This window comes from Leptospiraceae bacterium (assembly GCA_016708435.1).
In the GTDB taxonomy this organism is placed as follows: Bacteria; Spirochaetota; Leptospiria; order Leptospirales; family Leptospiraceae; genus UBA2033.
Genome location: JADJFV010000001.1, coordinates 193,286 through 206,611, shown reverse-complemented (window position 1 = coordinate 206,611; position 13,326 = coordinate 193,286). Strand labels below are relative to the sequence as shown.

Here is a 13,326-nt window from a genome sequence, read left to right as displayed (position 1 = left end):
TCAGACCTGTCTCTACGTGTATAAAGGATTACATTATGAGAGAAGTTGGAAGCAATTTACTAGAAAGAAAGAGACTCACATCATTTACATTTAATTAGCCACATGAATTTAAAGCATTTACAGTTCTATTTATTTTTCCTAGTAATGATTTGCAGTTGTAATTACGAAGATGGAATTTTTACAAGAGATGACTTGAATGAAAATAAAAACTATCGAGAAACTTTGAATTTTGAAAAAGCCGGTAAAAGAAATTTGATTGTTAAAATTGAATCTGAGGATAATTTTGAATTGTCGGATATTGAATTTAATTTGTCTAGATTATTTCCTACTCCTATATATTATGATGAATGGGGAATAGATTATACATTTAGAATTCCAATTCCTTATAAGCACACAATACCAATACCTCCTTCTATTCAAACGGGAATAAACTATTCTACAAAATTTGATTTTAAAAATGGAAAGGAGTATGAGTTTACTATTCCTGAAAATTACTATTACGCATCTATGGAAAATACGAATCATAAGTTAAATTTTTTATTTAATCCTATAGAATCAAAGGCAATCTTATTTCTATTTGGATATGATTATGATGAAAGGCATAATGGAAAATACATTCAGCGCAATCCGAATACTTTATGCTATGAAGTTTTGGATGCGGAGTATTTAGGCAAAAATCATTTTTCATGTCCTACCATCCTTATCGAAAAAGGAAAAACTACAGAGCTAATTATTAAAATTGGAAAAAGAAAATGGAGCAATGCTAGCACTATTCTTTGTAAGTTCATTCCTGGTATTCTTGGCTTAGGTCCTTTTACGAATTTTGGTGGGTATTACTTTCATCGTGATTATCAAATTGAAATAAAAACATGGACTGAAAATGACTAATTGTTAATACCGAATGATTCATGAATTTCGAAAAAGAATGCTTAGCACTATAATAAAACAAACATTATAACTTATAGCAAAAATTTTGGGGAAAATGTAAATAGAAAAATACATTTGGCGATATAAATACAAGCTATGATGAATGTAACGAATAGAAGACAAAAGCGATTTATAAAGAAGGAAGAAGAAAAAAAGTTCTTAGCAAAATACAAGCGGTTTGATTGTCCTAGAAAAGCAAATGAATCGAAGTATGCAGCGGATTATATCAATTTGCTCCAAGAGAACAATGGAATCCAATATTCAAATACAAAAGAATTTTAAAAAAATTGAGGTGACTAGTTTAGCAGGTAACGAATAGTTATTCTTAAGAGTGAGGTATTTATGAAAGCAAGTTTTATTAATTCTTATGGTGGTCCTGATGTTTTAGAAATTGGAGAAATTCCTGATCCTGTTCCTTCAAAAGGAACTGTTTTAGTTTCCGTAAAGGCTGCTTCTGTTAACCCCTTGGATTTTAAAATTAGAAGTGGTGCTTTAAAAATTGTTACAGGCTCTAAATTTCCGAAAGTATTGGGAACAGATTTTTCCGGTGTTATTCAAAAATTGGGAGAAGGAGTAACGGATTTTAAAGTAGGAGATTCTGTATATGGTGCAGTTACAACTTTTATAGGCAAGCAAGGTGCCTTAGCCGAATTAGTTGTCGCTCCGGCTAATGCGATTCGCCCCTTACCAGAAAAATTGTCGCATGAATCGGCAGCATCTTTGCCTGTAGCCGCTCTCACTGCATTGAATGGTTTTAGACAATGTGGAGATATTTCAGCAAAGAAAGTATTAGTCAATGGAGCTACTGGTGGAGTAGGTCACTTTGCAGTTCAAATAGCAAAGGCAAGAGGTGCGGAGGTGACAGCAGTTTGTAGTTCCAAAAATTTTGATTTTGCAAAACAACTAGGTGCAAATGATGTAATTGATTATACTAAAACAGATATTCTTACAAATGGTAAGAAATATGATATCCTATTTGATGCTTATGGGAAACTTAATTTTCAAGATGCATCTTCTATTTTAACGGATAACGGATATTATGTGTCTACCTTGCTTTCCCCTTTCTCTTTCTTTCGCGTAATTCTTTCAAAGCTATTTGGTGGCAAACGATTGGTTCCTGGAAATATGAGAGCGAAACCGGAAGACTATATCGAATTAGAATCCCTTCTCTCAGTTGGGAAAATTAAACCAGTCATAGGAATGACTTTCTCACTCTCTCAAACAAAGGAAGCCATCTCTGCAATAGAATCAGGAAAAGCAAAAGGAAAAATAATTGTAAAGATGTCCTAGGTTGAAAAAAAGGAGTGTTATGAAAAAAATAATTTTACCACTGATTCTAATTTTGCTTGGAAATTGTAATGACAAAGAAGTAGATTTTAATCCCAAAGCAATCGTGATTGTTCGGATGGGAGATGTAAAAGCAGGAGGAAGAGTTCTTGCTTTATCAGATGAAATATCAGACAAAGACGTAGTAACCGTTGGCGCAAAGTCCATTTGTGATTTGCAAATTCTAGAATCAGACTCTCTAGTTGTAGTTCGCTTAAAAGAATATTCTAGATTCAAATTAAGTGGAAAACAAATCGGCTCCAAGAAAGAAACCAATTTCATACTAGAAGTTGGCAATGCAATGATCAACGTATCTAAATTAGAAAAGAATGATGGGATTAATGCTGTTAGCCCTGTTGCCACTGCTGGAGTGCGTGGCACAAAATATGATGTATCAGTGAATCAGAACGGAACCACAAAGATCAATGTAATAGAAGGCTCTGTTGCCATGAAAGTTCATATTCCAGAAATGGATAAATACTCCAAGGCTGATATTAAAAATAGCAAAGCTTTATCAATCTTAAATGATTCACTCGAATCAAAAGAAGTTGTCATAGAAAAAGGACATTCTTCGGAAATGCCAAAAGGCGTTGGCTCGAAGATTTTTAAAGAATCAGGATTGGAAGAAGCGGCTAAAAAGAATAAACCGGAAGACTTAGATAAAAACGTGGATATTAAAGCACTCGATGATAAAATAGAAAAAGTTGAAAACGAAGAGTTGAAAGTTCCCGTTAAAGAAATTGATAAAGGAACAATGGGACAAAGGCTTAAAGAATATGACGAATTAACTCCGATAGAAAAAGAAACTATCAACGACAAATCCAAACGTAAAGCAATTATTCAAGCAAGGTTTCAAAAATGGGAAAAATCCTGGCTTGATAGACTTCTAGATTGGACAAAGAAAATTAAAATTCCTTAGGCAAATATAGATTTAACGCTCTCCTATAAAAAATACGAGCTTGAAATAATTGGGAATATTCTTATTTCGAACGTCAAATAAAGTATGAAGATAATTTTACTGTTTACGTTTATTTCCTTTTTTTCGTTGTATGCTCAAAGTTCTGGGATAGGAACTCCCGGAACTGGACAAGGAAGTCCAAGCGGAAGTTTTGGGACTCCAGGCTCTGGTGTAGGAACTCCCGGAACGGGTCAGGGTAGACCGAGCGGGAGTTTCGGAACTCCGGGTTCAGGTGTGGGAACTCCCAGAACAGGGCAAGGCAATCCAAGTGGAGGTTCAGGCTCATCAGGAGCAGGAACGGGTAAATAAATATTACCCGTTTGATTAAACCTTGATAATTTCAGATTAGCCGCTTGCTCAATTTCTATTTTTGTGACATAAATAGAAAATATTTAGAACGTTTATTTATCTTTTTATTGAATTTCAATTTTAAACTCGTTTACAAAATTTCCAAGTAGATTAAAGTTCAAAAAAATCTATTTTCTTAAAATAATGAATTGTAATTATGAGAATATTCGATATTGGTTTGCCGAAATAGATAGAGGGAGACTTTTACAAAAGTTTGGAAAAAGATCAGTTAAAACTATTTCTAGATGAGAGCTATGAAACTCTCAATTCTTTGGATAAACAATTAATCCTGTTAGGGAAAAATTCTGACCAAAGAGAATACCTAGATACTATTCATGCCAATTTTAAAACTTTCCTAGACTCAGCCAAGCTATTTGGTTTTAATAAGCTAGGCTCAATGACTCATATCGGGGAGAGACTTGTCGATCATCTCAGAAATTCCGAATATGACCTCACCCAAGAAATCATCACGATTATTTTAAAATTAAATTTTAGCATCCGGGATATTATTTTTGCCATAGATGAAACTGGAAAAGAACCACAGTTAATTAATTCAAGCATGGTAAGTGATATTGAAGAATTGATTAACAAGCAGGAGTCAGGCGAAGAATTTATCGTCGCTTCAAGCGATGACGAAGACGAAGATCCCAAACGAATTTCTTCAACAGATATTCCAATCGCATTGACTCCAATTTTCACGGAAAATGAAACGATGGATAGTTTAATGAACACCATCATTCCATTGCTACAGACTCAAATCCAAATTAAAGAAATTGCTTCTACTGATAAATTCTCTCCTTTAGACACTCACTCCCGCAAATTGGAATTATTGGTCAGAGATTTGTATACCAAAGTGCATGGAGCAAAGACTAAGACTCTAGGAACACTTCTTCATAACTTTGATAAAGTAGTCTCAGACATTGCCCAAATGCAAGATAAGCAAGTTTCCTTTATTATTGAAGGTGGTGAAAAAGAATTGGATACGCGGATGCTCGATATTCTCCGCAATTGTTTGATTCACATCATAAAGAACTCTGTTGAACATGGAATTGAGATGCCAGAAATTCGAACCGAATTAGGAAAATCCTCAATGGGCGAAATTCACCTCAAAGCATTTCATCATGGCGAATTATTTTACATCAAAATCAAAGACGATGGTGCTGGCATTGAGCCCACACGCGTTAAGCGCAAACTCATCGAAAAAAATCTACTTCTAACAGAAGAAGCGGAGCGGCTAACAGACCAAGAGGCGATTGACTTTATATTCCAGCATGGTTTTTCTGGATCTAAGTCTTCTGCTGGTCTAGATGTAGTGCGTGCTAACATTGAACAAATTTCAGGAAAATTTTATATCTTTAAAAATACTCCTAACAAAGGAGTGGAGTTTCACATAACGTTGCCTTTGATTGATGAAATTGTTCCATCGGTTGTTGTTTCTGTCGGTGTGGAAAAATACATTATCACTCGCGCGAATCTTTATGAAATCATGCAATTAGAAAGTGATACATTCATCAATACTCTCGAAGTTATCAATGGTTTTCCGACTTACAAGCACCGAGGGGATTTAATACCGATTATCTTCTTATCGCAAATTCTAAAATATGAGGACGACAAAGAAGTTGCCGATAGACAAAAAGATGCAGGAAAGAAAATTTCCATTCTGATTCTTGAAGTCAATCAGTTTAAATATGGACTAGTTGCTGATTTAGTGGAAGATATGAACGAAGTGGTCGTTCGTCCTCTAAATTATGAAATAAAAAATGTATATCTTTTTTCAGGTCTTACGATTTTAAAAGATGAGTCTCCCGCTTTAATTCTAGATGTAGGGGAAATAATGCGAGTTCATTTGAAGAATTTGGATCTGACAAACGTTACAGAGGAAGTGATGGAGTAATTATGAAAAAATTCTGCACATTCCTCATTGATGGTAATTTCTTTGGTTTGGAGATTTCAAAGGTCATCGCACTGGCAAAGTCTGTTCCAATGATCCGAGTCCCTCTGGCAAATCGTTTCGTGAAAGGCTTGATTCAATACAGGGGACAAATTATTACTGTCATAAGTGTTCGTAAAGTTTTTGATTTACCAGAAATTGAGATAAGCGAAGATTCTGCCCATGTGATCGTTCGCACGAAATATGGTCTTGTAAGTTTTCTGGTCGACGAATTAAAAGATATTGAAGAAATTACTAGAAATATTAGGATAGAAGTTCCTAAAGTAATTCACGGAGTGGACAGATACTTTGTATCGCAGGCTTATCGTATCGATGAAACACTTCTTTTGATTTTGGACTCTGAAAAGGTGGTAGAATTTAGGTCGGATAGGATCTCTTAAATTTTGGTAGATGAAATATGAGAAAAATTGTCATTAACAATCAAAAAGGCGGTAGCGGAAAGACCACTACAGCTGTAAATTTGTCTGCTGCTCTTGCGGAAAAAGGGAAACGAGTGCTTCTGATTGATTTAGATCCACAAGCCTCTGCATCCATTTGGCTTGGGCTATATAACTCGATTCAGGACAAAGACCTCTTTGACCTGCATGCAGGACCGGATTTAATTCTAGAACTTGCTCAGAGAACAAAGATTAGGAATTTGGAAATGATTCCGTTTATTCCCCTCAAGAGCAAGTATTCCAAAGAAATGAAAGAACACCCGAATAAGGCATCCATTCTTAAAAATAAATTTGCCAACATCGATCCCAAGAGATGGGACTATGTTATATTTGATTGCTCTCCTGGTTTGAATCTGACTACTCTAAATGCGATGGGTGCTGCCAATGAAATTATCATTCCAGTTGTGGCTCAGTCTCTCGCTTTATATGGGGTTCTCTCTCTTCTAGAAACACTTGAATCTGTTCAAGCGAAGTTAAATCCAAACTTGAATATTACCGGAATCTTACCTTGTAGAGTAGATCAAAATATTAAACACAATATGGAAATTGTAGATATCCTGATTGAAAAATTTGGAGTTCTAGTTTATAACACTTATATTCGAGAAGATATAAAAATAGCTGAATCTCCGAGCTTCACTCAGACGATATTTCAGTATGACCCCAAGAGTATTGGCGCACATGACTACAGGTCGTTTGCCGCAGAAGTTATAGCTCAGGAAAATAAAAAATAGGAATTTACTATGAATGATAGAAAAACGATCGGGAATAATCCATTTGCAACCATTAAATCTATTAAACCCCCTCTAAAAGAAGGAGCACCTTCTAACGCGGGCGATTCGGAACTTTCGAATGTAGTATATACTGTTGGTGATACGATTCATGAATTTTCTGAAATGGCTGAAGAATTAAATAAAAATTCTAGTAAGTTAGAAAAGCAAACGAACCAAGCTTCCAATGCTTCTAAGCAATTAAGTCATAATGTTCTCGCAATGGGAAGTTCACTTGAAAAATTAAAATCAGGTATCAAGAAAATCTCTGCTAGCTCAGCAAATTCTACAAAATCATCCATATCTGCTCTAAAGTCAGCAGACACAACGAACAATGTGTTTTCAAACCTATTAGAGAGCAGCAAAGACTTAGACAAAATTGACAAAGTAGTTGCAGGTCTTGCGCAACAGATTAACCTATTTGCCTTGAATGCAAGTATTGAAGCGGCAAGAGCTGGTGAAGCCGGTCGTGGGTTTGCAGTTGTGGCAAATGAAATCAAAGAGCTTGCAAAAGAAACTAACAAAATTGCTGACGATATTCGCTATAAGATTGAGAACTTCTACCAAGACTCTAAAAAAGCTGTCGAGTCGATGAATGAAATTTCTAGCCAGTTATTGTCTATTAAAAACAATCAGAATTCCATTGATCTTTCCTTGGAAGAGCAAACCAATTCTTTGACAGAGATTGCAAAGAATTCATCGAATGTAGTAAAGTCCTCAAACAGTGTAACTGATAATATTTTGAATGTTTACAAGTTGGCTAAAGTTGCATCGGAAGGAACCGAAAAGTCTCTACGTTATTCTAATACGCTCGCAAACTTAACTAACGATTTAAAGACTTTACTCGATAATAAATAAAGGCGGATGAAACTTTTTCGCCTAATTCTTAACCCAATAGGGGAATTCAAGGTTTCATGTTAAAATTATGTCATAAAGCAGGAATCATCGCACGCAAACTCATTGTGCTATCAGTATTTGTTTCCATATTGGTATTACAGCCGTTAGCCCCTACAGAAGAGCTCCCAGAGTTCCGACTTGGCAAGGAGCAGGCTCGCACTTATTTCAAACAGGGGTTAGTCTACCTGCACAATTACCAATACAACGCGGCACGAGAAAGTTTCATTGCGGCTCTTGCTATTATGGGAGATTTTAAGCTTGCTAGAAAATATCTTTCCGATGCAAATTATCTAAGCGGGGAATGGCAAGAAAGTTTAAGTGAACTTGAAATCATCGAAGCTTCTGGTAAGATGAATCAAATCTGGAAAAACCGCGCAGAGATTCTAAGACTTCATATTGCAGGCGTAGGAAAAAATGATAATTTAACTTTCTACAAACATTTATCTGGCGATGAGAATCGAGGATATCGTTTTCGAAATCCCACTGACATTCTTTTTGATGAAGAAGGGAACTTATTCGTATTAGCCTTTGATACTGCAAATATTATCAAGATGGACACGAACGGTTTTCCAGTTGGTAATTACAAAGGAAGTTTTGGAAGAACTTTTGAAGGTCCTATGTTTTTTACCTATCATAAAGGCAATCTATACGTAAGTGATTTTGCTTCGGATAGAATTTATGTTTTAAATGACAAAGGATATTTTCAAGAGAGATTTGCAGGTAAAGGCTCTGAAGGTGGAAAATTCTACGGACCAACTGGTATCGCTGTTTCTGAAAAAGATATTTTATTTGTAGCAGATTCTGGAAATAATCGAATTCAGAAATTATCTCTTAATGGAAAATTTATTTCCGAATTCGGACATGACGGTAGGGGGAAATTAAAAATGCCTTCGGGGCTTACAATAGAGGATAATCTAGTGTATGTCGCCGACAAAGGCAACAAGAGAATTGCTGTCTTCGATGATGAAGGAAATTTTATAAAAGAATTTACTCATCCAAATATGACAGTGCCACGCTCTGTAAAGTTTTACAAAAAAAGAATGTATGTTGCAGACGAACAAAACGGTCTCATGATCTACAATTTAGATAGCGAGAAATGGACTAAGATCGCTAGCTTTCGAGATGAATCAGGTAAGTATGTAAAATTACTTCGCTCTTTTGCAAGTTCCTACGACACAACAGGCTCCCTGTATTCTATTGATTATGATAGACATAGAGTGGATGTATTTGCTCCTAAGAATACTCTTACTTCAAATCTAAATGTATATATAGAGCGAGTCGAACTAGGAAGATTTCCTGATGTATCTCTTTTCGTTCGTGTGAGAAACAGAAGCAAGCAAGATTTAACAGGTATTAGCCGCAGTGGATTTAGAGTGACGGAAAATGAAAATGTATATCCACTTGTTGGACTTGCTAAAATGAAGCAGTTCAATGAAAACGTAAGCGTTGCCCTAATCTATGAGAATAGCAAAAAAATGAGCGAGTTCTCGAAAAATATTGATAGTGTTCTAGGAAGTTTCTTTAATTCCATTACAGTTAAGGACAAAATTGAAGTTATCCGCGCAGGAAAAGACGCAGAGAAGATTTATTCTTTTGGCTATTCTCCATTAGATGTTTATGCAAAGATTCGAAAATCTGAACCTACTGAATCTAACATCAATTTTGGAAAATCACTTTATCAAGGGATTGGTGATTTAGTTCCTGAACTCGGACCTAGAGCTGTGGTATTGCTTGTATCCGGCGAAGTAATGCCAAGTGCGTTTAATCAATATACCGTTCTTCGAAATATCCAGTATGCAAATGCTCACGGGATACCTGTCATTATCCTCTCTCTTAGTGATGAAGGTGAAATGGCGTCGGTTTATAAAGATATTGCAAACCGAACGGGTGGAATATTTTTAAAGATTCCAGGAAGCCCGGAAGAGACAAATCTTTATAAGTTTATAAAGTCCAAACAGGATAAGAGATACATTGTTTCTTATAAGAGTAAATTAAATCCTGATCTCGCAGGAAGATACATTGATGTTGAGGTTTCTTCCTTCTACCGCGATGTTGTAGGGAGGGCGCAATCTGGTTTCTTTGTGCCGGAAAAACAATGATGAAATTCAAATCATTTTTAGTATTTATAGCGTTTCTAGTATTCTCGTCTTCTTTCGTTTCCATTATCTCGCAAGAAAAGGAAGCGGGAGAATACATTCAATTAGGCGACAAATTTTTAAAAGAGAAAAATTACCGTGAGGCGCTAGTAAATTATAAACAAACCTTGATTAAAAATTCAGGCTCAATAAAGGCTAATCTTGGTTTTGCGAAGAGTTCCCTTTTTCTTGGATCAAAGTTAGATGCGGAAGCAGGTTTCAAAAGAACACTTGAATTGGACTCCAAAAACAAAGATGCGATTGCTGGTCTTGCTGAGATTCAAGCTGATCTTGGTAAGTCTAAAGAAGCACTAGAACTTATTGAATCTGCACTCAAAGAAGAACCATACAATCCTGAACTATTACTTGCAAGGGCTTATGTTTTATTGAAAGCGGGTAAGAATAAGTTAGCGCTCATAAAGTTAGAAGAAGCTAGAAAAAGAGTCGTTCAGAATTATGAGTTTAAACTCTTATTGGCAAAGGTTTATATTGCGAATAAAGATTTTAAAAGAGCAAATCAAATCATTGATGAATTAATTTCTAAATACCCGGAAAATCCCAATTCATTTAATCAAAAAGCGATTCTAAATTTTGAGATGCTTAAGGATTCTACGGATCCACATCGGCTAATGAAAGAAACCTACACATTTCTTCACACAGCGCTTTCGCTTGATGGTGATAATTTTGAAAGTAAGAGACTGCTAGTAAAAAACCTTTTGTGGCTTGCAAAATTTGATTTAATTGAAAAGGAAAAATACAAAGAAGCAGAACTGTATGTGCAAGAATTGCTTACTGAATTTCCAAATGACCCTTATCTTCAATATATTGCAGGATATATAAATTATAAACTAGATAAAGGTGAAGAGTCCGCTGAAAATTATATGAAGCTTTTAGAATTACAAGAGCTAAATGAACTAGGAAGATTTTCGGCTGAGAATTATGCAATTGCAAAGCTAAATGAAAACCATGCCTTAAGAACAAAGCTGGGAAAATACAGGTTAGAGAGATTTCGATTCACTAAAAAAGAATTTTTATACAATGAAGCTTTTTTTCATATTAAACGAGCGGAAAAATTAATTCCAACTAATAATGAAATAAAACAAGAGTTGATGGAATACTATTATTCGAACGGTGATCTATATCGCCTTTTGCTTTTTTTAACAAAAACAAGAGATGAAAATATTGATGATATGAAAATACATAATAGATTAGAAAATGTATTTCATCGTTTTAAGCAAACGCTCATTCACCGAGAAGGCTTCACATCAGAAGATGGCAAAATTAATTTTGGAATTAGATCAGAGCCTGAAGTATTTGTTTTTGATCCAGAACCAGAAAAGAGTTTGTTTACCTATCCTGATGCTAGTCTGCAAATTGGCAATGCGATTAAATTTGCCCTTAGCCTCCAACCGAGTATGAAATTAATTTCTGGATTAGAAGAAAATAAAATTAGATCTGAAATTAAAAAAAAGAAAGGAATTGAGGCATATACTGAATCAGTGTATTATACTCCTGATGCTTTAGACGTTTTAGATAAAGATCGAAAACGTGATAATATTATTCGCTACATTGCCTACGGAACTTTCACAGAGGATAAAAACAATATTACTGTAAAGTATAAACTGTATGATCGAGTTAGCGGAAAGATAATGGATACAATTAACACGACTGCTTCCAATAGAAATTCGCTTGCCGAAATTTCGATGCGAGTCTCAAAACGAATTACCTCAGTCATTCCACTAAGCGGTAGGATAATCAAGATTAACCAGGATTCAGTAATAGTAAATCTAGGTTCCAAGGATGGGATAGTAAAAAATCAAATATTGGAAGCTGCTCGACTTGGATTAGACAATATACCAATGAAAGTCGTGACTGTAGATGAATATATTGCGAAAGTAGTCCCAGAAGTTGCCAATTGGACTAAAAATCTTGGATTGAAAGACAAAGTAATCGTAACAGGAACAATTCGTGATGGCGCAGAAACTGACAAAAAATAAAAACAACTCTTTAAAATCAGTATCAAAACTTAAGACTAAGAAAGTTGCCGTAAAGCAAAAGTCAAATTTAGCAAGTTTTGAAATTCTAAATCCTGCAACTTTAACCAAGATTGGCGAATTACCATTGTATACCGCTGAGATGGTAGAAGAAAAAATCCTTTTGGCAAAGCAAGCACAAGTCATTTGGGGAGCAAAGTCGCTTAGAGAAAGGTCTAGAGAGTTAATTTTATTTAGAAAGTTTTTAGCAAACAACAAAGAAGAAATGATTTCTTGTATTTGTAATGAGACTGGAAAAACCAAAATGGATGCACTTCTCGAAGTGTTTACTACGCTCGAGGCAATTGAATACATCGCGAAGAAAGGTGTTAAAATTTTAGCACGAGAAAAACGCTCTGCTGGTTTACTTTTGAATAAGAAATGCTATGTGAACTATCATCCTCACGGTGTAGTGGGTGTAATTTCTCCATGGAACTATCCTTTAATTTTAAGTGTTACGCCAATCATGAATGCGCTGATGGCTGGTAATACAGTTGTGATTAAACCTTCAGAGGTTACGCCTTATACTACTCTAAAAGTAGTTGAGTTTTTTCAGCGAGCTGGATTGACGAACGGTGTATTACAAGTAGTCACAGGCAAAGAAGTTGCAGGAGCCGCTTTAGTAAATTCTTCAAATACAGATATGATTTGTTTTACTGGCTCTACCACAGTAGGAAAAATAATTGGCGAGGCTTGTGGTCGAATGCTAAAACCAGTTATTTTAGAATTGGGCGGCAAAGATCCAATGATCGTTTTTAAAGATGCCGATCTACGCAGAGCTGTGCGTGGAGCACTCTGGGGTGGTTTTACTAACTCGGGTCAAACTTGCATTTCCGTTGAGCGAGTCTATGTAGAAAAAGCAATTTATAATGAGTTTATTAGTTTGTTAAAAGAAGAATATGGAAAAATAAAACAGGGTTCTAAAGAAGAGTTTCCAAGCGTTGGCTCTATGACTCTTCCGAAACAAGTAGAGATTGTCGAATCTCAATATAAAGATGCAAAAGCTAAGGGAGCCTTCTTTGTGGCTGGCGGCAAACGCGTAGTAACCGAGAAAGGATTATATCATGAGCCTGCGATCGTGATTGGAGTAAATCATGAAATGCAAATCATGTCAGAAGAAACATTCGGTCCTGAAATCTCTGTAATGGAATTTAATACAGAAGAAGAAGCCATTGCATTGGCAAATGATTCTGAATACGGTCTCTGTGCTTCTGTTTGGACAAGTGATGCTCGCAAGGGAAAAGCAATCGCGAAAAGAATACTCGCAGGCTCTGTTTGCATAAACGATGTTCTTGCGAATTATATGATATCTGATTTACCTTTTGGTGGTTTTAAAAAGAGTGGACTTGGTCGCGTGCATGGTCCCGAAGGATTACGCGCATTTGCCCAAACTCAAGCAGTGAGTGCTAATCGCTGGCTTTGGCGATTTTCCGATGAACTATGGTGGTTTCCTTATTCGAAAAAAATATACAGCTATATTTCAAGGGCTGTTAAATTTTTATTTGGCTAATATTGGTTAATCGCTAATGAGTAGCTACTTGATGTAA

At 35.6% G+C, this 13,326-nt stretch carries 12 protein-coding genes; all 12 read left to right on the top strand.

From position 1 onward, the window contains the following. Window positions 1-102 precede the first annotated feature (102 nt). Window positions 103-888 carry a hypothetical protein gene (locus IPH52_01035; GenBank protein ID MBK7053625.1) on the top strand — a complete coding sequence of 262 codons (786 nt, stop codon included), beginning with the start codon at window positions 103-105 and terminating at the stop codon, window positions 886-888. Window positions 889-1,023: 135 nt separating this feature from the next. Next, window positions 1,024-1,209 (top strand): hypothetical protein, encoded by a 186-nt coding sequence (locus IPH52_01030; GenBank protein ID MBK7053624.1) that lies wholly within the window; start codon window positions 1,024-1,026, stop codon window positions 1,207-1,209. A gap of 60 nt (window positions 1,210-1,269) precedes the next feature. Beyond that, window positions 1,270-2,217, top strand: coding sequence for an NAD(P)-dependent alcohol dehydrogenase (locus tag IPH52_01025; protein ID MBK7053623.1), 948 nt, complete (start codon window positions 1,270-1,272; stop codon window positions 2,215-2,217). Between the two features lie 19 nt (window positions 2,218-2,236). Beyond that, window positions 2,237-3,172, top strand: a complete 936-nt coding sequence (locus IPH52_01020) for a FecR domain-containing protein (GenBank protein MBK7053622.1) — start codon at window positions 2,237-2,239, stop codon at window positions 3,170-3,172. An 84-nt stretch (window positions 3,173-3,256) separates the two neighbouring features. Then, window positions 3,257-3,520, top strand: a complete 264-nt coding sequence (locus IPH52_01015; protein MBK7053621.1) for a hypothetical protein — start codon at window positions 3,257-3,259, stop codon at window positions 3,518-3,520. 253 nt (window positions 3,521-3,773) lie between these two features. Beyond that, entirely contained in the window at window positions 3,774-5,453 is a 1,680-nt protein-coding gene (locus IPH52_01010) for a chemotaxis protein CheW (protein MBK7053620.1), read from the top strand. A gap of 2 nt (window positions 5,454-5,455) precedes the next feature. Continuing rightward, the gene (locus IPH52_01005; GenBank protein MBK7053619.1) at window positions 5,456-5,890 is read left to right on the top strand and encodes a chemotaxis protein CheW; all 435 of its coding nucleotides are present in this window, start codon (window positions 5,456-5,458) and stop codon (window positions 5,888-5,890) included. Between the two features lie 17 nt (window positions 5,891-5,907). Further along, the gene (locus IPH52_01000; GenBank protein ID MBK7053618.1) at window positions 5,908-6,678 is read left to right on the top strand and encodes a ParA family protein; all 771 of its coding nucleotides are present in this window, start codon (window positions 5,908-5,910) and stop codon (window positions 6,676-6,678) included. 9 nt (window positions 6,679-6,687) lie between these two features. Continuing rightward, window positions 6,688-7,572: a hypothetical protein gene (locus IPH52_00995; protein MBK7053617.1), complete on the top strand. Its 885-nt coding sequence runs from the start codon at window positions 6,688-6,690 to the stop codon at window positions 7,570-7,572. A 56-nt stretch (window positions 7,573-7,628) separates the two neighbouring features. Next, complete coding sequence (locus IPH52_00990; GenBank protein MBK7053616.1) at window positions 7,629-9,710, top strand: 6-bladed beta-propeller; 2,082 nt, start codon at window positions 7,629-7,631, stop codon at window positions 9,708-9,710. Beyond that, window positions 9,707-11,743, top strand: a complete 2,037-nt coding sequence (locus tag IPH52_00985) for a hypothetical protein (protein MBK7053615.1) — start codon at window positions 9,707-9,709, stop codon at window positions 11,741-11,743. Before IPH52_00990 ends, IPH52_00985 begins: the two co-directional genes overlap by 4 nt. After that, entirely contained in the window at window positions 11,718-13,289 is a 1,572-nt protein-coding gene (locus IPH52_00980) for an aldehyde dehydrogenase family protein (GenBank protein MBK7053614.1), read from the top strand. Before IPH52_00985 ends, IPH52_00980 begins: the two co-directional genes overlap by 26 nt. Window positions 13,290-13,326: the final 37 nt, after the last annotated feature.

What these genes read in the sequence shown, in the direction of transcription:
- IPH52_01035 (MBK7053625.1), top strand. Translation starts at nt 103, where the DNA reads ATGAATTTAAAGCATTTACAGTTCTATTTATTTTTCCTAGTAATGATT.
- IPH52_01030 (MBK7053624.1), top strand. Translation starts at nt 1,024, where the DNA reads ATGATGAATGTAACGAATAGAAGACAAAAGCGATTTATAAAGAAGGAA.
- IPH52_01025 (MBK7053623.1), top strand. Translation starts at nt 1,270, where the DNA reads ATGAAAGCAAGTTTTATTAATTCTTATGGTGGTCCTGATGTTTTAGAA.
- IPH52_01020 (MBK7053622.1), top strand. Translation starts at nt 2,237, where the DNA reads ATGAAAAAAATAATTTTACCACTGATTCTAATTTTGCTTGGAAATTGT.
- IPH52_01015 (MBK7053621.1), top strand. Translation starts at nt 3,257, where the DNA reads ATGAAGATAATTTTACTGTTTACGTTTATTTCCTTTTTTTCGTTGTAT.
- IPH52_01005 (MBK7053619.1), top strand. Translation starts at nt 5,456, where the DNA reads ATGAAAAAATTCTGCACATTCCTCATTGATGGTAATTTCTTTGGTTTG.
- IPH52_01000 (MBK7053618.1), top strand. Translation starts at nt 5,908, where the DNA reads ATGAGAAAAATTGTCATTAACAATCAAAAAGGCGGTAGCGGAAAGACC.
- IPH52_00995 (MBK7053617.1), top strand. Translation starts at nt 6,688, where the DNA reads ATGAATGATAGAAAAACGATCGGGAATAATCCATTTGCAACCATTAAA.
- IPH52_00990 (MBK7053616.1), top strand. Translation starts at nt 7,629, where the DNA reads ATGTTAAAATTATGTCATAAAGCAGGAATCATCGCACGCAAACTCATT.
- IPH52_00985 (MBK7053615.1), top strand. Translation starts at nt 9,707, where the DNA reads ATGATGAAATTCAAATCATTTTTAGTATTTATAGCGTTTCTAGTATTC.
- IPH52_00980 (MBK7053614.1), top strand. Translation starts at nt 11,718, where the DNA reads ATGGCGCAGAAACTGACAAAAAATAAAAACAACTCTTTAAAATCAGTA.